This is a genomic window from Gordonia otitidis, from assembly GCF_020735545.1.
Lineage (GTDB): Bacteria > Actinomycetota > Actinomycetes > Mycobacteriales > Mycobacteriaceae > Gordonia > Gordonia otitidis.
On the sequence record NZ_CP085974.1, the window covers coordinates 701,113 to 720,413 of the forward strand.

Here is a 19,301-nt window from a genome sequence, read left to right on the forward strand (position 1 = left end):
CAAAACGGACCACGGTCCGAATAGTTCACCCGGCTAATCGAATCGTCAGCGCTGTCAACGGCGTTCGGTTGTCAGCAGCGCGACGTGTAGCGAGGTGACCGTCTCGCCGTCGGACAAGTCGACCCCGAGGATCTCTTCGATGCGAGAGAGCTTCGCGTACAACGACGGTCGGCTCATGTGCAGGTATGCGGCCAGCGCCGACTTGTTGCCGACGAACCGTACGTAGCCGCGTAGGACGTCGACGAGGCCGTTGCCGGTCGTGATGTCGTCGAGGACGAGCTCACGCAATTGCGACTCGGCGAATCGGTGCAGTCGCGGATCGTCGTGGAGCAGCGAGATGAGGCCTCGGATGCCGATGTCGTTGACGTCGAACACAATTCGCTCGGACACCGGCATCCCGGAAGCAACCTCGGCCGCCTGTGACGCCTGCGGCAGCAAGTGGATCGTCGACGCGACCTGTCGCGAGGATCCACCGACACCGACTACGGCACCACCGTGACCCATGGTTCGTTCGATGTCTCGACGTATCGTCGACGCCAGCCTGGTCAGCGACTGGTTCCGCGACCGGCCGCGCACTGTCGGCGCAGAGAGCACAACGAGGAGCTCGCCGTCGTCGCGCACCGCGAACACAGCGCTGTGCCCCTCGGCGCCCACTGCCCGCACCACCACGTCGAGCAGTTGCCCGGTCCGACGACGCGTGTCGACAGGGTCGTCGTCGACGGGCCATCTCGGAACTCGCACCGAAAGCGCGACGTACTCGACTGATTCGCGCAGTCCGAGCGCGAAAGCGCGTGCCTGTACCTCGGTGTCGTCGCGGATGCGTTCCTGTAGCACGTCGTCGATGAGTCCCGCTTGCGCCTGACGTTCGAGGTCTGCGCGGCCCTGCTCGGCCATGCGGTGCATGACGAGCGCCTGAGCAGCACGTTCGAGCACCATGTCGATCCGACGGCGGTCGGCATGTGGTTCCGGGACGATCAGACGGGCCCACTGGTCGGCACCTCGCCCCACGTCGACAGTTGTCCACGGCTCAGACGGCCCACCGGAACCCGACGCATGCAGACGGGAGCGCCGTTCCCAGTCCCTCAGCAGCGATGCCGCGGGAGCGCCCGCGGATGCGACCGCGTGGTGAGAGAGGTTCTCCAGCACCACCGGCGAATCGAGGAGGGCCGCAGCGCTGTCGGTGATCTCGGCAGCCGACGCGCGCCGCATGGTGAGTTGGGTGAAGGTCTCGTGGGTGCGGTGCGCGAACTCGACCTCCGCGTACTGCTCCGCGACGATGCTGCGATGCACCTGCTCGGTCACCTCGACGAACTTGATCTCCCTGTGCAGTGCGACGGCCGCGAGCCCCAACTGCGAAGCGCAAGAGCCGATCTCGCTCGACACCGGAGACTCTGCGTCGAACTCCGCGATCACCCCGATCGCGCCTGCGCTTGCCAGCCCCTGGAGGTAGGTGCGGGGTGCTCGGCGAAGAGCATCCCCGGTGGTGAGGACGAGTTCGCCACCCTCGAGGAGACGCCCCACGTCGCTGACGTCACTGACGTGCACCCACCGAACCGTCCGCGCCATACCGACTCCGCTCAGCACGTCGGGGGCACCCGCCTGGATCACCGGGAGTGCCACGACGTCGCCCACCGTCAGGCCCACCGCGAGCCCGCATCATCGATGATTACGAACTGTAAGTCAATCGCGTCGATCACTGACAGAGTGTAGCGCGCCAACTGGTCGAAGATGCCCGACACTGGAAGCCGAGAGCACTCTGCCTCGGTTCACCCGAGGACCGACTTCCGCGTGGAGGAGACGACATGGCCCAAATCGTGCAGCACTGGTGTGACGGCAAAGCGTTCGCCGGGGATTCGACGGCGACCGCCCCGGTCACCAATCCGGCAACCGGCATCGTGACCGCAGAGGTCGCGCTGGCGTCCGACGCAGATGCGCGCACCGTCATCGCCGCCGCGGCCGACGCGTTCCCCGCGTGGCGCGATACGTCGTTGGCCAAGCGCACGGCGGTGCTGTTCCGATTCCGTGAACTGCTCAACGAGCGCAAGCAGGAGTTGGCGGCGATCATCACCGCCGAGCACGGCAAGGTGCTCTCCGACGCCCTCGGTGAGATCAGCCGCGGGCAGGAGGTCGTCGAATTCGCTTGCGGTATCCCGCATCTGCTCAAGGGTGGCTATACCGAGAACGCCTCGACCAACGTCGATATCCACTCGGTACACCAACCACTCGGACCGGTCGGCATCATCTCGCCGTTCAACTTCCCCGCCATGGTCCCGATGTGGTTCTTCCCCATCGCCATCGCTGCAGGAAACACCGTGGTGGTCAAGCCCAGCGAAAAGGACCCGTCGGCGTCGATCTGGCTTGCCGAACTGTGGAAGGAAGCCGGGCTTCCCGACGGCGTGTTCAATGTGCTCCAGGGCGACAAGACCGCCGTCGACGAACTGCTGACCAACAAGGCCATCAAGGCGATCAGCTTCGTCGGGTCCACCCCGATCGCCCAGTACGTCTACGCCACGGCCACCGCGGCGGGCAAACGCGTCCAAGCTCTCGGCGGCGCGAAGAACCACGCGATCATCCTGCCCGACGCCGACCTCGATCTCGCCGCGGACGCCATGGTCAACGCCGGATTCGGTTCTGCCGGTGAGCGCTGCATGGCGATCTCGGTGGCCGTGGCAGTCGGCGACATCGCCGACGAGTTGGTCGCCAAGATCACCGAGCGTGCCCGGACGATCGTCACCGGCGACGGCACCCGCAACTCCGACATGGGACCGTTGGTCACCAAAGCCCACCGCGACAAGGTCGCGGGCTACGTCGACGCCGGTGAAAAGGCCGGCGCCACCGTCGTTCTCGACGGCCGCGACGTCGACGCCGATGGTGGGGCCGATGGCTTCTGGCTGGGGCCCACTCTCTTCGACCATGTCACCCCGGACATGTCCATCTACACCGACGAGATCTTCGGCCCCGTCCTGTCGGTGGTGCGCGTCGAGTCCTACGACCAGGCTCTCGCGCTGATCAACGACAACCCCTACGGCAACGGCACCGCGATCTTCACCAACGACGGCGGCGCCGCCCGACGCTTCGGCAACGAGGTCGAGGTCGGCATGGTCGGCATCAACGTCCCCATTCCCGTCCCCATGGCCTACTACAGCTTCGGAGGCTGGAAGGCGTCGCTGTTCGGCGACAGCCACGCCCACGGCTCCGAGGGAATACACTTCTTCACACGCACCAAAGCCATCACCACCCGCTGGCTCGACCCAAGCCACGGAGGGTTGAACCTCGGCTTCCCCCAGAACGCCTGAGCACCCAACGACCTTCGAAACGGATTGCTGCACATGACCATTCAATCTGAGCGAACCAGCCCCGCCATCGATCTCGATGCTGCCAAGCGGGCGTACGAGCTCGATCGCAAGCACGTCTTCCATTCGTGGTCGGCGCAGGCGAAGCTCACCCCGATGACGATCACCGCCAGCGAGGGTTGCTACGTCTATGACGGCGAGGGCAACCGACTGCTCGACTTCTCCTCGCAGATGGTCAACACCAACATCGGCCACCAGCACCCGAAGGTCGTCGCAGCCATCGCCGAGCAGGCCGCGAAGCTGTGCACGGTAGCCCCGGCACACGTCAACGACGCCCGCTCGGAAGCTGCGCGACTGATCGCCGAACGCACCCCGGGCGAGCTGGACAAGGTCTTCTTCACCAATGGCGGTGCCGACGCCGTCGAGCACGCGGTGCGTATGGCGCGATTGCACACGGGTCGTCGGAAAGTGTTGTCGCGCTATCGTTCCTATCACGGTGGCACCGACACCGCGGTGAACCTGACCGGCGATCCTCGGCGCTGGCCCAACGATTACGGCGATGCGGGCGTCGTCCACTTCTTCGGACCGTTCCTGTACCGGTCACGCTTCCACGCCACCACCGAAGCGCAGGAGTGCGAGCGCGCGCTCGACCATCTCGAGGAGACCATCCGCATGGAGGGTCCGTCGCAGATCGCGGCGATCATCCTCGAGTCGATCCCCGGCACCGCAGGGATCATGGTCCCGCCACCCGGCTACCTGCGCGGCGTGCGCGAGATCTGCGACCGGTACGGCATCGTGTTCATCGCCGACGAGGTCATGGCCGGTTTCGGGCGGTCGGGCAAGTGGTTCGCCATCGAACACGGCGACGACGAGCAGGGTCCCGTCGTGCCCGACCTCATGACGTTCGCCAAGGGCGTCAACTCCGGCTACGTCCCGCTCGGGGGCGTCGCGATCAGCCCCGAGATCGCCGACACGTTCGCCGAGCGGGCCTACCCGGGCGGGTTGACCTACTCGGGCCACCCGCTGGCCACCGCAGCAGCGGTCGCCACGATCAACGCCATGGCCGACGAGGGCATGGTCGAGAACGCCGCACGCGTCGGCGCCGAGGTCATCGGGCCCGAGCTCGCCCGGATCGCCGAGCGTCACCCCAGCGTCGGCGAGGTGCGCGGCACCGGGGTGTTCTGGGCCGTCGAGCTGGTGCGCGACAAGGAAACCCGTGAGCCGCTCGCGCCCTACGGCGGCAGCAGCGACGCCATGAACGCGGTGATCGGCGACTGCAAGAAGCGCGGAATGCTCCCGTTCGCCAACTTCAATCGCATCCACGTCGTCCCGCCGTGCATCGTCACCGACGACGAGGCGCGCGAAGGGCTCGCCATCCTCGACGCCGCCCTGGAGGTGGCCGACCGATCGCTGTGAGCGCCGAGGTCGGCGTCAGTTCGTGAGCGCGACCGCGGGCGTCGAGGCGTTGCGTCGCCTCGACGCCACGTACGCGAGTACGAGCGCGAGGATACCGACCACGCCGATCACCACGACCGGAGTCGACGACGACCACGCGTTCACCACGATGGCGACCAAGGCCCACGCCAGGGTGATCGGGAGTGCGGGCAGCGCGGCGCCGTACAGATAGGTGACCGCGATCCCGACGAGCGCGGCAAGGATCAGCACGACGAGTTGCCACCCGACCGACGACTCGTCGGCGATACCGCTGCGCGCGATGTCGGACGCCCAGTTGACGAACACCGCGGCCGTCGCCCACCCCGCGTAGATGCCGATCGTGATGCGTACAAGCGTTGTGGTCGACGAGGATTCGTCGACCGGCATTGCCGCGATACGCGCGGCGTCGAGAAGCACGATCGCCATGACCGTGAGCAGGATCGACGGCAGCCAGTCGATCGACGCCGCCGACACGATCAGCCAGAGCGTGGCTGCACCGCATGCGATGGCGAGGTCGACGGCGAGGCGTTGCCCGAACTGTGTACCGGACTGCCGTTCGCGAACGAAGACGACACCGGTGATGATCGCCAGCACATAGATGACGCTCCAGATCGCGAACGCATAGCCGGCGGGACTGATGAACAAGTCGACGCCGTCGTCGTTGGGCTGGCCGTCGAAGAGTGCGAGCGGGACGAACACCGCCACCGCTTGCGTGATGGACAGAATCAGGACAGCCCACGCGGCGGGTGTCGAGATCTGGGAGGACTGTCGGACGTCGGGAGTCATATGTCCGAGTTTACGGATCAAAGAAGCTCCCCAACCTCGTCGTTGAGCTGCATTCCGGTTGCGATTCGCCTCGCCGAGCGTGACGTATCGCAACCGCAACCAGTGAGCACCCATGACCACGGGCCCCGCGACATTCAGGGACGAAGAGCCTCGGACTCCCCCTTCCCGCAGGAAGTCACTCACGCCGCGACCGCATCGTCGAAAGACGCTTCCTGGCAACCGAATAGACGAGCGGTGCTCAAGGGAATATGAATCGGCGCGTTGGACATCGTCGCTGTAAGTGGTGTGGTCACGATCCGCGCCCTGGCAACGGCGCCTTCGACGCGGGCGAGGGTTCGCCGTACGAGCTGTGGTCGTCCTGGAAAGTCAGAGAAAGGGGTGCGTGGGATCGTCGCGGCGGGCACCTCGTCTCGTTTCGCCTCGGATATCCCGCGCGCGATGCCTCGAAATCGCCACGGCGTCGACTGAACGAGGTGATTCGAGCGGAGTGAACAGCGACGGCGATCAGAGGACGTGCAACGTTCCCGTTGGGACGGTCATCGTTGCGGGGTGTTTGCGAAACTCTTCTAACAGGCACAACGGCGTCTATTCCCCACAACGTTGTCCATACATCTAACAATTCTTATCTAAAGCCCAGGTCAAGAGATCGAACGCAGGCGGGCGCATGGGCGAGCTTGATTCGCACGCAGACAGCCAACCTCGAGGGCCGTACTCGCGGTGGCTCTGTCAAATCGCGGCTCTGTCGATCGAGGCAAACGACTACGCGGACGTCTTCGACCGCAAGGAGTCGACCGCGCCAGATTGGTTCCGGCTCTTGGCAGGTCCCCGATAACCGGTCCAGGCAGTTCTAGAGCCAGTTCCTTGTTGTGATCGTCAGTCGATCTCGCAGCCCACGGGGTGATGTTGGTGGGTGCATCCGGCAGCGTACTCGGCCGGCGTTTGGTAGCCCAGCGCTGAGTGCCGGTGTCGGTGGTTGTGGTCGTCTTTGAAGTCGTCGATGACCACGCGGGCCTCGATCAGTGTGGGCCAGCAGTTGCGGTTCAAACACTCGTCGCGCAACCGGTTGTTGAACGACTCGATGAACCCGTTGTTCCACGGTGTGCCGGGCGGAATGTAGGAGATCCCGACCGACCCTGCACAGAACGCCTGCAGGGCTTCTGAGATGAACTCAGGGCCGTTGTCCATGCGCAGCACCATCGGCGGGCCACCCCAGATCGCGAACGTCTTCTCCAACTCCTCGATCAACCGCTCAGCCGGAATCGAGCGGTCCACGATGTTCAGCAACGACATCCGGGTGTGTTCGTCAACCATGGACGCGATCTTGATCTTCTTCCCATCCACGGTGGAATCGAACTGAAAGTCCAATGCCCACACCACTTTCGGTGCGTCCGCGACAACGACCGGGACCGATGACTGGCCGGCGCGTTTGCGGCGCCGAGCGCGCCGCACTTGCAGGCCCTCTTCTTTCCACAACCGATGCACTTTCTTCTTGTTGATCTCGATGCCGTCGTCGAAGCGCAGGTGTGCCCACGCGCGCCGGAACCCGTGCCGGGGGTTCTTGCGGGCATACGTGCGTAGCTGCTCGCGCAGTGCGGCGTCGGGGTCGGCCGGGGTGTGCGCTTGCGGCAGCCGTCGATAGGCGGAACGGGAAAGCCCAACTACCTTGCACGCCATGCGTTCTGACATGTTCTTGACGTCCTTGAGCATGTCGATGGCGGCGCGTTTGGCGGTCGGGCTCAGAATTTTCCCTTGGCGATCTCCCGCAGCGCGTCTTTCTCGAGCTCGGCATCGGCGAGCAGCCGCTTGAGTCGGCTGTTCTGCTCGCGCAGCTCTTTGAGTTCCTTCGCGGCGTCGCCGTCCATACCGCCGTACTGGCGGCGCCAGTTGTACAACGTGGCCGCCGACACCTCGAGATCGGCAGCGATCTCCTCGCCGGTCTTGCCTTCCGCGGCCAACTCATCGGCCCGGCGCAATTTGCGCACGATGTCCTCCGCCGAGTGACGCTTGCGTCCTGCCATGTTCTTCATCGTCCCTTCTCCGCCCTCATCAGGGCAATCAGGACTCTAAAACAACCCGGACCGGCTCACGGGGGACACGCCACTCTTCTCCCCGCCGTGACTCACTGCTGACAGCGTGCTAATACCCGTCGCCGACTCCGTGCATTACCGTGCGCTGGAACCAGTTCTTCGCCAGGCGCAATCGTCGGCCGTCCACTTAACAGCCCAGGATGGCCAGGCGGCGGAGTACGACGGTTAGCCCAACAGGAACCGCCCGCGCGGCTGCGCACGGCGGATGGGGAGGGGTGCGGCTGGGAACAGCGCTGTCAGCAGTCGAACCGGGTGTTGATTCCGCCCTCGTTTGCGTGTCGGAAGCCGGTCTGAACCTGAAAAGTCTCCACCGAGTCTCCGACGATCAGCGGCGTGGGGAGCGCCGACGCGGTCAGCGGAGAGCCATCAGTATTGACGGTCCCTATTCCGGTGAGCGCCCCGAGCGCGCGCACCTCGTCGGCCGGGCACCCAGAAAGGCAGAGGATGACCCCGCGACTTGGGTGAGTCAGTTCCCCCATGGGGAGCCGAACGACGGTACCCCCGCTTGGCGCAAACACTTCCGGATTCGTGTACGCATCGGCGTCGTTCGTGACTGCTGCGCGGACATTATCGAAGTACTTCTCACCGAACCCCGTCCATATCGCGGCTGTTGTGAGTGAACCCCGGCTAGGGGTATCGAGCACGGCCTGCATCAGCGCCGCGACTTACCGCCACAAGTTGACGAACAGTTCCTCGAACTCAGACTGCCGGTAACTATCGCCCGGCATATGGGAATCGCCCTTCGCGTGCATCAGGCCAGAGCGAAACTCGCGGTAAAGATAGTCGTATATCCATTAGACAGGCTCCGACTCGCCGGCGGGTGCGAGCTGACTAATCGAGGCTTGCTGGTCGGCGACTGCGAGAGCGTCCCTGAACCACGCACCTTCGCCTTGGCTTCCTACCCCTTACGGACGTGGGGGTGCAGCTTGTGGAGCAAGGACTCCAGTGCTAAACACAGGTTACGGTAGGCGTCGAGGCGCGAGTTCGCAGTTCGCGCAATCCGGACAAATCGCATCGCCGCGTGCGGTCTCGGTGCCGGGCGCGGTTGGAAGATCGCAACGCCGTTCTCGTCGAACATTCGCACCTCGGCGCTGAACTCAAATGAGCCGCTCGCGATTACCGAAACCCGCAGAGCCACCGACCCCGAGTTCGGGTCCGTACCCCAGATGATGAAATCGCTGTCGGCCTTGGACAGCAGCGCATCCAGGAACTGGACGGCGCACAAGTAGTCGACCGCTTCGTTGGTTCGGCGTCGAGCCATCTCCTCGACGTCATCAATCGGGACCGGCGACTCGGTGAACGTCGTGACGAGATCCCCCCCACCGGTCACCGTGGTTGTCCATCCGTCCAGCGACACCGTCCGCATGCTGTTGCCCTCGCTCGCGCGCACGACCCGACACTGGAAGACTGCTCCCGCAATCCCGTGAAGGTCGATACCTCTGAGTGATCCAATTTCCGCCACGGCTGGAGATGCTACGTCGCACGCGGGGCCCACTCAGCGAGTAATCGTCCACCCCGGCGTGCTCGGCGTCGTCGAGGCGACACGATGGTGGTTGAGATTCGCCGTCACACCTCACAACCGCAGAAGCCTCACAGCGCGAGCCGGTGCGCGGCTGTTGTCGTTGTTGGGCTCGGCGCCGAAGACATCCTCGGCCCATGGGTCGGCGGTTTTTGTGTTGAGAAGCAGCCCGACACTTGTGGGTCCGTCGGGCACGCAGTGAACCGCCCTGGATTTATTCACGCAAATCTCGGTTCTTGTTCAAACCTCAGGCAGAGCTGCTGAACGCGCAAGACCCCATGCAAGGACAGCGACAGCCTGTCGACGTCGTGTGAAAGCAGCGAGGTTGCGGGTGGTGCCGAACCTATGTCTTCACAGAGCTACACCTAGCTCAGTCGCGCGCGGAGTCGCTGGAGCTTGCTCTCGGGCCACAGATGCTGTTGTAGTGATCGATGGCATGCCTCCGCGATTAGCTGGAGCTCGCATAGCGAGCTCATCGAAGTCCGGATGCCGCCGTCGAGAAGCTCCAAGGCGTCGACCAGATCTCTAACCCCGAGGCACCAATCGAGTAGGACTTCGTAGTCTGCGGGATCGACGTCCTGCATGCCGTGCAAAGTACTAATCGCATCGTCGGTCTCGCGCCTCAACGGGCTCAGCGCGACCGATCGATCTAGAGGCGACATCTGGCGCGTCACTCGCGCAAGAATCGTCGCAATGGAGTTGACCTCTTCGGCGAGATGTGACCCTGCCGACGCAGACCCCGCGATTTCCCGCAAGCGTCGAGCCTCGTCAGCAATCCTCTCTGCAAGCGAATACAAACTGTCCCTCCTTGCGTTGGCAATTCCTGTTTGAACGTAAGCCTCACAAGACCAGCGCGATCGAATCATGAGCGCTCCCGGCTCGTCGCCAAACCCCAGCTCAACCAAATACAGCCATGCATCGCGCGGCAACGATCGCCTAACATCGCGAGTGAAGCTGAACGGGGCTGGCACGTTCGCCACAATCTTCGCGATGGCCGCGTAGTCGCGACGAAACCTCGTTCGCGAGAGTTTTTCATTTGCACTGGCCCAGCCCTTCGTCCTGTCATGCATCGGGAAGCCGTACCCCGGAAAGCAGACGCGGTACCAATCCTTGATTCCTTCATCAAGAATCTCGTCCATCTCGACGGCACCCTTGCGTAGGTGATCCAGGCGTTCAAACTCCTCGGCGGCCCTGTCGGTGCGCCACTTCGCGAGTCCGCGAGTATGCGGGGAGGTGCGTGAGGCGAAAAGGCTGATACCGGCTATAACAAGTCCGACAGCGGCGACCGCGACCGAGACCTGCGCGAGCGGACGGTCTTGGAGCCAGCCAAGCAGGTCAATGCCAATCCCCCCGCGTTGAGTTACGACGATTCCCAACGCGAGAACCCCTGTAAGAATACCGAACGGGCTGGCGAGCAAGAAAGAAAGCACGCCAACAACGACGCCTTTCACCACCACAGGCACGGGACGACGAGCATGGTCGGGGTCCTTTTCCCCTGTGGCATACCCGATGCCCGTCCACCATCGACTACGCCGCAAAGCCTCGGACCAAAATCGTGTAACAACGGCGTTGGTCCTGAAGTCCTTGAGAGTCGTAGCAGATTGCGCGCGGCGTTCCGAACGGGCGCGCATTCGACCGCCAATGCGCTGGGACGCGAGCTCCCAGGTTAGACCAAGCGCGATCCAGACCAACGCGACGACAATGAGTATCCAGGCCCATTGGATCGCAAACTGAACGATGAACGAACCGCCCTGGTCGGGTAACTCACCGAACGGTTCACACAGGGTCTCAGCGACCCATGTCGGCGCAAAATCCGCGCAAGATCGTTGCATTCTCCAATCTTATGGTTGCGGGGGCAATCGGACTCGACGGGCTTGAGCGGCTACTCCCGTTCGTCCCTCTCAGCGATCCGAACACGTATCGATCGATGCTGCGAGATGCGGGACGACAATGAGCAGCCCGAGGACCCAGACGAAGGCAGGAACACTCACGAGGACGAGGTAGCTCGGTTGTCACGGTTTCTCATGTTCAGCAACGAACACGAGTCCGACAAAGTGCCTGAAGACTACGAGCTGAAGCCTGATGATGTTCCCGCGCAGTCCTTTCTGAGTGCTAACTTAGTCCAGGCCGTCGCGATAATGGTTGACCACTCAGGAGTTCTCGAGTGGGATGCCCGATGGGCGGCCGAAGAACGGGAGGACAAACACGGAGGCGGGCGGCCAGCAACCTTCACCACTCGACAGGTCCTGATTTTGTTGATGCTCCTCGCGGTGCTTCACCGCCCACTCTTACTCACCCACGTCGAACGCATCCTCCGGCACGAGCTCAACAACAAATCCCTGGTCATCCTTGGCGTTCGCGGAGACGACCGGACTACCATCTCATACGCGGCAATCAACAGGGCCTTCTCGCGATTCTCAAACAGAATCGATCCATTTCCAGGACCCACACGCAGACCCCTGCCCTATAGCGAGATCGAAAAGGTTGTAGCATCCAGAACCTCGGTGGAAAGCGATCGAAAGATGCCTCGCCTCCATGTGGTATCGAATCTACTCATCGAGGCATCTGTCCGCTTGGTCGAACCTTCAACCTGGAACAGGTGGGACGGCACAATCTGCGTAGATGCAACGGCCATGCCCGTGTGGGGAAAACGCGGGATAACAGCCAAGGCGAAGAAGGGTCCGAAGGCGAAGTGTACGCCGGACTACGACGCCGCATGGTACGTACGAACCACCGAGGACCACAGCGAGTCAGGGATCACAGCAAATGGTGGAAAGCCTTCAGGCAAAGATCTACGGAAGGCTGAATGGGCGTACGAGACAACCATCGCCGTTGCTGCGAACCCTCTCGGTGAAGCTGGTCCACATCCACTTCTGGCCGTCGGAATGTCGATCGACAAACCTGCCTCACGCCCTGCCGAAAATGCCATGGCGGCAATCGATTCAATGATCGATCGAGGACACCGACCGACCCTTTTTGTGGGGGACCGCGCATACGCGCCCAGCACCGACGTCACCAAGCTACAAGGGCCCCTGAAGGCGCGCGGTATCGCAATCGTAAGCGACTACCGCAAGGACCAGCTCGGCATCAAAGGACAGCATGCCGGTGCGGTATATGTCGAAGGTGTTGCATACGGCCCGTGCTTACCCGACGCGCTCGCCAATGCCTCAATCGACTTTCTAGACAACAGGATTAGCGAAGCGGTGTACATGACTCGTGTCGAAGAGCGACGCCGCTACCAGCTTCAGTAGAAGTCGAGCCCTGACGCCAATGGTGTCGTGGCAATGCGTTGTCCCGCAGCAGGTCCCGCACCAACAGTGAGCTGCATACTCAAGCCACGATCTGGGACGGTAGGTCTCGGAATGCCAATCTTACCGCCGACCACAAACGTGCCAGACGTGCCACCACGAATATGCACAAACAAAGAGTCGGTCTTCTTCGGACCAGAGCACGGCCTCAAGTACGCGCAAAAGGTCCCCTACAAAACGCCCGAGTGGCGGAAGCTCTACCACTCACCACGGAACACAATCGAAGGCCTCAACGGTCTGCTCAAAAACGACGCAACTGCGGCGTTTGCCTCCCCAGGCCGCCGTCGAGTCCGAGGCCGCACGGCGCAGACGATCTTCGTCGCTTTGATGCTTGCCGCGATCAACATCAGCAAGATCCGCAGCTTCCTCCGCGGACAGGCGTCGCACGACAACCCCGATAAGAAGTCCGCAACAGCGCGGCCGATCAACCGACGGCCGCAAGCGAAAGCACACACTGTCGGACTACGCGCGGCGCCAAACCGACGGTTCGGCGTCCTGCGACGGGCCACACTGCTAAACCTCGCTCCCTGCCGTCCCGCCATCTCGGCGGGGCGGCAGAGTGCGTTGCGGACTGGCACCATCCAGCCGCCAAACGAGTGCAAATTCCAATCAAGTGCAGCGCATACCCGCCCGAACGTCCAGTTCAGGCGGGTTTCGTATTGCGCAAGGCGGCCGCTGCAAGTTCCGCAAACATGGAGCCGTCAGTTCCGCAAACAACCCGTTGCTGTTGCTCCCCCACCAGGACTCGAACCTGGAATGCCTGAACCAAAATCAGAAGTGTTGCCGATTACACCATGGGGGATTACTCGCCTAGAAGTGTGCCACAGGCACGGCTGACGATTGTGCCATGGGTGGCCGCGACGATCTCACACAGCACACGCCGCGCGACCGGCGCCGCGGACCCGACGCCAGACGCCGGACGACCTGGCAGACGCGGGCCGAACTGGCAGACGCGGCTGGTGTACCAGCCGCGTTCTCCAGAACGGCCCGCGTTTGCGGGACGAGACCGGCCCGCGGCCGACCGACCCTCAGTCCTTCGGGCCGCCGGCGACGTAGATGACCTGGCCGGAGACGAAGCCCGCGCCCTCGGAGACGAAGAACGACGCGGTGTGCGCGATGTCCTCGGGCTTGCCGGTGCGGGCGACAGGGATCGCCGAGGCGTTGAGCTTCTTGAACTCCTCGAAGTCCATGCCGACGCGGGCGGCGGTGGCTGCGGTCATGTCGGTCTCGATGAAACCGGGCGCAATGGCGTTGGCGGTCACGCCGAACTTGCCGAGCTCGATGGCGAGCGTCTTGGTGAAGCCCTGCATGCCTGCTTTGGCGGCCGAGTAGTTGGCCTGACCGCGGTTGCCCAGAGCCGACGTCGACGACAGGTTGACGATGCGACCCCACCCGGCGTCGACCATGTACTTCTGGCAGGCGCGGCTCATCAGGAACGCGCCGCGCAGGTGCACGCCCATGACGGCGTTCCAATCGTCGACGCTCATCTTGAAGAGCAGGTTGTCGCGCAGGATGCCCGCGTTGTTCACCAGCACGGTCGGCGCGCCGAGTTCGGCGGCCACCTTCTCGACGGCAGCGGTGACCGACGCCTCGTCGGATACGTCGGCCCCGACGGCGATCGCCTTGCCGCCCGCATCGTTGATGGCCTTCGCGGTCTCGGTGGCGGCCTCCTCGGTGATGTCGAGAACGGCGACGGCCAGACCGTCGTCGGCGAGGCGCTTGGCCACCGCCGCGCCGATGCCGCGTCCCGAACCGGTCACGATTGCTGTCTTCTGCGCGCTCATCCGAACTCCTTCATTACGTGTGCGCCTACTGTGACGTGCGTCCCTTCGGTTCTATCAGTCGACACACGCGGCACCTCCACCACCTGCACCGAAGTCAGCGACGCGCGGGCTACTCAGTAGTATCGGGCCGTCGCGCGTCGAGACGGTGGTCTGAGGCGGATGCGGCCGCATGATCCCGACCCTCGGAAGAGGTGGATATGACAGAGAAGTCAGCAGCGACAGCCGTGATCGTCCTCGCCGCAGGCGCGGGCACTCGGATGAAGTCCAAGACCCCGAAGATCCTGCACGCCATCGGCGGACGCTCACTCGTCGGCCATGTGCTGCACGGTGCGGCAGCCGCATCCCCTGATCGTCTCGTCGCCGTCGTGGGCCACGAGCGCGAACGCGTCACTGCGGCCGTCAACGAGATCGCCGACGAGCTCGGCACCGAGGTCGTTGTGGCCGTGCAGGATTCGCCCGCCGGGACAGGCGATGCAGCGCGTGCAGGTCTGACCGCACTCCCCGACGACTTCGCCGGCACCGTGATCGTCACCGCCGCCGACATCCCGCTCCTCGACGGCCAGACGATCGAGGATCTCGTCGCCACACACACCGCAGGCGAGGGTGCGGCAGTCACGCTGACCGGGTTCATCGCCGACGAACCGACCGGTTACGGACGCATCATCCGCACCAACGACGGATCGGTGCAGGCCATCGTCGAGGAGAAGGACGCGACCGACGCGCAGCGCGCGATCACCGAGGTCAACGCGGGCATCTACGCTTTCGACGCCGACGCGCTGCGAACCGCCCTGCAACAGCTCTCCACCGACAACGCGCAGGGTGAGTTCTACCTGACCGACGTCATCGAGATCGCACGTACGGCGGGCAAGACCGTCCGCGCGCACATCGTCGACGACCCGCTCGTCGTCGCGGGCTGCAACGACCGTGCACAACTGTCCGCACTCGGCGCCGCCCTCAACGCGACGATCGTCCGACGTCACCAGCTCGCGGGCGTCACCGTAATCGATCCGGCAAGCACGTGGATCGACGTCGACGTGGAGATCGAGTCCGACGTCCGGATCGAACCGGGTACCCAGTTGCACGGTCGCACCCGCATCGCCGAGGATGCCGTAGTCGGCCCCGACACCACCCTCACCGACGTCGTGGTCGGGCGCGGGGCGTCGGTGATCCGTACCCACGGCTCCGAGGCGGTCGTCGGCGACGACGCGTCCGTCGGCCCGTTCGCCTACCTTCGCCCGGGCACCGACTTGGGTGCGCGAGGCAAGATCGGCACCTTCGTCGAGACCAAGAAGGCCTCCATCGGCGCAGGTAGCAAAGTCCCGCACCTCACCTATGTCGGCGACGCGACGATCGGCGAGGAGTCCAACATCGGGGCGTCTAGCGTCTTCGTCAACTACGACGGCGTCAACAAGCACCAGACGGTGATCGGGTCGCATTGTCGGACGGGCTCGGACAACATGTTCGTCGCTCCGGTGCAGGTCGGTGACGGCGCCTATACCGGGGCAGGTACGGTCATTCGGGACGATGTCCCGCCCGGCGCCCTCGCGGTCTCGTCGGGTCCACAACGCAACATCGACGGTTGGGTACCCCGCAAACGCCCCGACACGGCAGCCGCGCGCGCCGCGATCGAGGCGGGCGCGACCGATACCCGGCCCGAACAGCCCGGCTCCTAGCCACGCCACCCACCGGCGGAGCCACCCACCGGCCGACGATCGAGTAGAAGAGTTTCCATGACCTGGACCACGGACAACCAGAAGAACCTGATGCTGTTCTCGGGGCGCGCTCACCCCGATCTGGCACAGGCTGTCGCCGACGAACTCGGCATCACGCTGACCCCGCAGACCGCGCGGAACTTCGCCAACGGCGAGATCTTCGTCCGCTACGAGGAGTCGGTCCGCGGTTCGGACGCCTTCGTGATCCAGAGCTGCCCCGCCCCGCTCAACGAGTGGGTCATGGAGGCGCTGATCATGATCGACGCCCTCAAGCGCGGATCGGCCAAGCGCATCAGCGTGATCCTGCCGTTCTATCCGTACGCACGCCAGGACAAGAAGGCCCGCGGCCGTGAGCCGATCTCGGCCCGCCTGATCGCCGACCTGATGAAGACCGCAGGCGCCGACCGCATCATCTCCGTCGACCTGCACACCGACCAGATCCAGGGCTTCTTCGACGGCCCCGTCGACCACATGCACGCTCAGGGGCAGCTCTCGGACTACGTGCGCGGCAAGTACGGCATCGACAACCTCGTCGTCGTGTCGCCGGATTCGGGTCGTGTGCGCGTGGCCGAGAAGTGGTCGGACGCTCTCGGCGGCGCGCCGGTCGCGTTCATCCACAAGACCCGTGACCCGATGGTCGCCAACCAGATCGTCGCGCACCGCGTCGTCGGTGAGGTCGAGGGACGCACCTGTGTGGTCATCGACGACATGATCGACACCGGCGGCACCATCGTCGGCGCTGTCTCGAAGCTGAAGGAAGCAGGTGCGGGCGACGTCATCATCGCCACCACGCACGCCGTCTTCTCCGATCCCGCAGCCGAGCGCCTCGCCAACTCCGAGGCCGACGAGGTGATCGTCACCGACACCCTGCCCATTCCGCAGGAGAAGCGTTTCGAGAAGCTGACAGTGATCTCGATCGCCCCGCTGCTGGCGCAGACCATCCGCGAGGTCTTCGAACACGGCTCGGTGACAAGCCTTTTCGACGGCAACGCCTGATCTCGACCAGCTCGATCAACGAACCATGTTGACGACCACCGCCGCCCGTCGCGACTGGGCGGCGGTGGTGTCGCTTGGTCTCGGTGTGTTCACCATCACCACCACAGAGATCATGCCGATCGGGTTGCTGCGTCCGATGGCCGACGACCTCGGCGTCTCCGAGGGCAGTATCGGGCTGACCGTCACATTCTTCGCCTTCGTCGCAGCGCTGAGCGCACCGACGCTGTCCACCGCGACGCGACTGCTCGACCGTCGGCCGATCCTGCTCGCGGTGATGGCTGCCTTCGTCGTCGGCAACACGCTCACCGCACTCGCGGTCAACTACGTGATGCTCGTCGTCGTCCGGATGGCGATCGGCATGGCATTGGGACTGATGTGGGCGATCGTCGCGGCGACCGCGGTACGCCTGGTGCCGCCGAGCGCCGCCGTGCGTGCAACCACCATCGCGTTCTCCGGGGTCTCGCTGGCGTCGGTGCTGGGCATGCCCGTCGGTACCGTCATCGGCCAGGCCTTCGGCTGGCGTGCGGCCTACTGGACACTCGCCGGATTGAGCGCGGTGACCCTGACCGCACTGGCCGTACTGCTGAGATCGGTACCCGGCGACAGCGAGACGATCGGGCTTCGCGGACTCCCCCGATTGCTGCGGATGCGCAATCTCAGAACGACTCTCATCGTCACCGCACTGGTCATCACCGGCGCCTACGCCGCCTACACCTACGTCACCCCGTTCATCGTGGAGATCCTCGGCATCGACGCCGAGCTGGTCGGCGTCGTCCTGCTCGTGATGGGTGTGGCGGGGGTGACCGGCAACTTCGCGGCGGGTGCCTTCCTCAACCGCACGCCGTCGGTGCGGTGGTCGCTGGCGACGATCATCGCGGTTCTCGCGGGCGCACTCATCGTCACCCCGGTCGCCAGTCTGTGGCTGCCAGCCGCGTTGGTCGGCCTCCTCGTGTGGGCGGCGGGGTACGCTGCGGCACCGATCGGCTTGCAGACGACGGTCTTCCGCGTTGCGCCCGCCTACCGGGAATCGGCGACGACGCTGTACTCCACGACGTTCAATTTCTCGATCGGTGTCGGGGCTCTGCTCGGTGCCCTCGCGATCGAGCGCGGAGGCGCGCTCGCACCGGTCATCGTCGGAGCCGTGTGCGCGACGGTCGCGCTTGCCGTCGCACTCACCCTCCCCACCCGCGTGAGGCCCGACGATCCGGCCGCAGTGCCTGGGTAAGGTTGCCGCCATGAACACTGGGCGCGAGGCGACTGGCAACACCGAGACCGCGACGATTTACCACAACCCGAAGTGCTCGACTTCGCGCAAAGCCCTGCAACGACTGCGCGACGAGGGCATCGAGCCGACGATCGTCAAGTACCTCGACGAGCCGTACACCCGCGCACAATTGGAGACGCTGTTCGACGACGCCGGAATCACCGTCCGTCAGGCCGCCCGCAAGCGCGAGGCGCTCTACAAAGAACTCGAGCTCGACGCCGCGTCGGACGAGAAGCTGCTCGACGAGATGGTCGCGCACCCGATCCTGGTGGAGCGCCCGTTCGTGGTGACCGACAAGGGAACCCGTCTCGCACGACCACTCGAGAAGCTCGACGAGATCCTCTGACCGCTCAGAACAGCAGCGGTCCGACGGTATTCGCAAGCCCGCGCGCGGCGTCGGTGAGCGAGCAGATCGCCTCCAGCCTGCTCGACACCCCGCCGATCATCACCGCACCGCGGACCGCACCGTCGACGTCGTAGATCGGCACGGCGAGATGGGCGTGCGCCACCACGAGTTCACCGTCGTCGACCGCGATGTCGGTGCGTCGTATCTCGACGATCTGCTCTTCGAGTCGGGCGGGATCGATGATCGTTGCGGGCGTGACAGGGACGAGGGGCAGCTCCAGCACGTCACGCCACTGCGACAGCGACGCCAGCAGGAGCTTGCCGGCGGCCGACGCGTGGAGATAGCGCATGAGCTCGCCGACGCCGTCGAGTGGATGGTCGGGATCGGCGTCGAGGACACGCACCGAGGCGGGCCGGAAGTAGAGCAGGTGGACGGCGAAGCGTACCGAGCCCCGGAAGTCGTCCAGGCGCTCGGCCGCGCGAGCCGAAACCGGCGGCGTTGCGACACCGTCGATGAAGGAGGCGAGACGGGTACCGATCGCGAACCCGCGCAAATCAGCTGTCCGCACGAGGAACTCGTCGGCGACGAGGCTGTTGAGCAGACGGTAGGTGCTCGCGGACGGGAGTTCGAGGCGCTCGGCGATGTCGCGGGCCGTCGTACCGATGCCGAGGTCTGCGACGGTCTCGATGATCTGCAGCGCGCGCACCACCGAATCCGATTTCGGCGCACGACCTATCGCCATCTCGCCCCCTCACCCCGGTTCGACGACCGA

The 19,301-nt window shown here is 64.4% G+C and carries 15 protein-coding genes and 1 tRNA gene; 7 read left to right on the forward strand and 9 right to left on the reverse strand.

What is annotated here, in order from left to right:
• Positions 1 to 54 precede the first annotated feature (54 nt).
• Positions 55 to 1,644, reverse strand: a complete 1,590-nt coding sequence (locus LK459_RS03120; protein ID WP_227921755.1) for a PucR family transcriptional regulator — start codon at positions 1,642 to 1,644, stop codon at positions 55 to 57.
• 158 nt (positions 1,645 to 1,802) lie between these two features.
• Here LK459_RS03120 and LK459_RS03125 point away from each other — a divergent pair, with 158 nt between their 5' ends.
• Both LK459_RS03125 and LK459_RS03130 read left to right on the forward strand, forming a co-directional pair.
• The gene (locus LK459_RS03125; protein ID WP_227921757.1) at positions 1,803 to 3,296 is read left to right on the forward strand and encodes a CoA-acylating methylmalonate-semialdehyde dehydrogenase; all 1,494 of its coding nucleotides are present in this window, start codon (positions 1,803 to 1,805) and stop codon (positions 3,294 to 3,296) included.
• 33 nt (positions 3,297 to 3,329) lie between these two features.
• Positions 3,330 to 4,709 carry an aspartate aminotransferase family protein gene (locus LK459_RS03130; protein ID WP_227921762.1) on the forward strand — a complete coding sequence of 460 codons (1,380 nt, stop codon included), beginning with the start codon at positions 3,330 to 3,332 and terminating at the stop codon, positions 4,707 to 4,709.
• 15 nt (positions 4,710 to 4,724) lie between these two features.
• Here the strand turns inward: LK459_RS03130 and LK459_RS03135 are convergent, their stop codons facing one another.
• From LK459_RS03135 to LK459_RS03155, 5 genes are all read right to left on the reverse strand, one after another.
• Entirely contained in the window at positions 4,725 to 5,513 is a 789-nt protein-coding gene (locus LK459_RS03135; protein WP_227921763.1) for an MFS transporter, read from the reverse strand.
• 873 nt (positions 5,514 to 6,386) lie between these two features.
• A protein-coding gene (locus tag LK459_RS03140; RefSeq protein WP_373279128.1) for an IS3 family transposase occupies positions 6,387 to 7,531 on the reverse strand; the annotation gives its coding sequence in 2 pieces (ribosomal slippage) (positions 6,387 to 7,264 and positions 7,264 to 7,531; 1,146 coding nt in all).
• Positions 7,532 to 7,836: 305 nt separating this feature from the next.
• Positions 7,837 to 8,253, reverse strand: coding sequence for a hypothetical protein (locus LK459_RS03145; protein WP_227921764.1), 417 nt, complete (start codon positions 8,251 to 8,253; stop codon positions 7,837 to 7,839).
• A gap of 245 nt (positions 8,254 to 8,498) precedes the next feature.
• Positions 8,499 to 8,990, reverse strand: a complete 492-nt coding sequence (locus tag LK459_RS03150; protein WP_227921766.1) for a hypothetical protein — start codon at positions 8,988 to 8,990, stop codon at positions 8,499 to 8,501.
• Between the two features lie 494 nt (positions 8,991 to 9,484).
• Entirely contained in the window at positions 9,485 to 10,951 is a 1,467-nt protein-coding gene (locus LK459_RS03155; protein WP_227921768.1) for a hypothetical protein, read from the reverse strand.
• Positions 10,952 to 11,143: 192 nt separating this feature from the next.
• On the opposite strand from LK459_RS03155, the gene LK459_RS03160 reads away from it, so the two are divergent.
• On the forward strand, positions 11,144 to 12,370 hold the full coding sequence (locus LK459_RS03160; RefSeq protein ID WP_227921770.1) for a hypothetical protein: 1,227 nt from the start codon (positions 11,144 to 11,146) through the stop codon (positions 12,368 to 12,370).
• A 787-nt stretch (positions 12,371 to 13,157) separates the two neighbouring features.
• Here the strand turns inward: LK459_RS03160 and LK459_RS03165 are convergent.
• A tRNA-Gln gene (locus LK459_RS03165) sits at positions 13,158 to 13,229 on the reverse strand.
• Positions 13,230 to 13,455: 226 nt separating this feature from the next.
• Positions 13,456 to 14,211, reverse strand: a complete 756-nt coding sequence (fabG, locus tag LK459_RS03170; RefSeq protein WP_005175638.1) for a 3-oxoacyl-ACP reductase FabG — start codon at positions 14,209 to 14,211, stop codon at positions 13,456 to 13,458.
• Between the two features lie 197 nt (positions 14,212 to 14,408).
• Here fabG and glmU point away from each other — a divergent pair, with 197 nt between their 5' ends.
• Genes glmU through arsC form a run of 4 tightly spaced genes read left to right on the forward strand, consistent with a single transcriptional unit; the run spans position 14,409 to position 18,529 of the window.
• Positions 14,409 to 15,884 (forward strand): bifunctional UDP-N-acetylglucosamine diphosphorylase/glucosamine-1-phosphate N-acetyltransferase GlmU, encoded by a 1,476-nt coding sequence (gene glmU, locus LK459_RS03175; RefSeq protein ID WP_227921772.1) that lies wholly within the window; start codon positions 14,409 to 14,411, stop codon positions 15,882 to 15,884.
• Positions 15,885 to 15,941: 57 nt separating this feature from the next.
• Entirely contained in the window at positions 15,942 to 16,919 is a 978-nt protein-coding gene (locus tag LK459_RS03180) for a ribose-phosphate diphosphokinase (protein WP_005175641.1), read from the forward strand.
• Between the two features lie 25 nt (positions 16,920 to 16,944).
• On the forward strand, positions 16,945 to 18,144 hold the full coding sequence (locus tag LK459_RS03185) for an MFS transporter (RefSeq protein ID WP_227921774.1): 1,200 nt from the start codon (positions 16,945 to 16,947) through the stop codon (positions 18,142 to 18,144).
• 10 nt (positions 18,145 to 18,154) lie between these two features.
• On the forward strand, positions 18,155 to 18,529 hold the full coding sequence (gene arsC / locus LK459_RS03190) for an arsenate reductase (glutaredoxin) (protein WP_007241159.1): 375 nt from the start codon (positions 18,155 to 18,157) through the stop codon (positions 18,527 to 18,529).
• A 4-nt stretch (positions 18,530 to 18,533) separates the two neighbouring features.
• On the opposite strand, the gene LK459_RS03195 is transcribed toward arsC, so the two are convergent.
• Complete coding sequence (locus LK459_RS03195) at positions 18,534 to 19,271, reverse strand: IclR family transcriptional regulator (protein WP_227921776.1); 738 nt, start codon at positions 19,269 to 19,271, stop codon at positions 18,534 to 18,536.
• Positions 19,272 to 19,301: the final 30 nt, after the last annotated feature.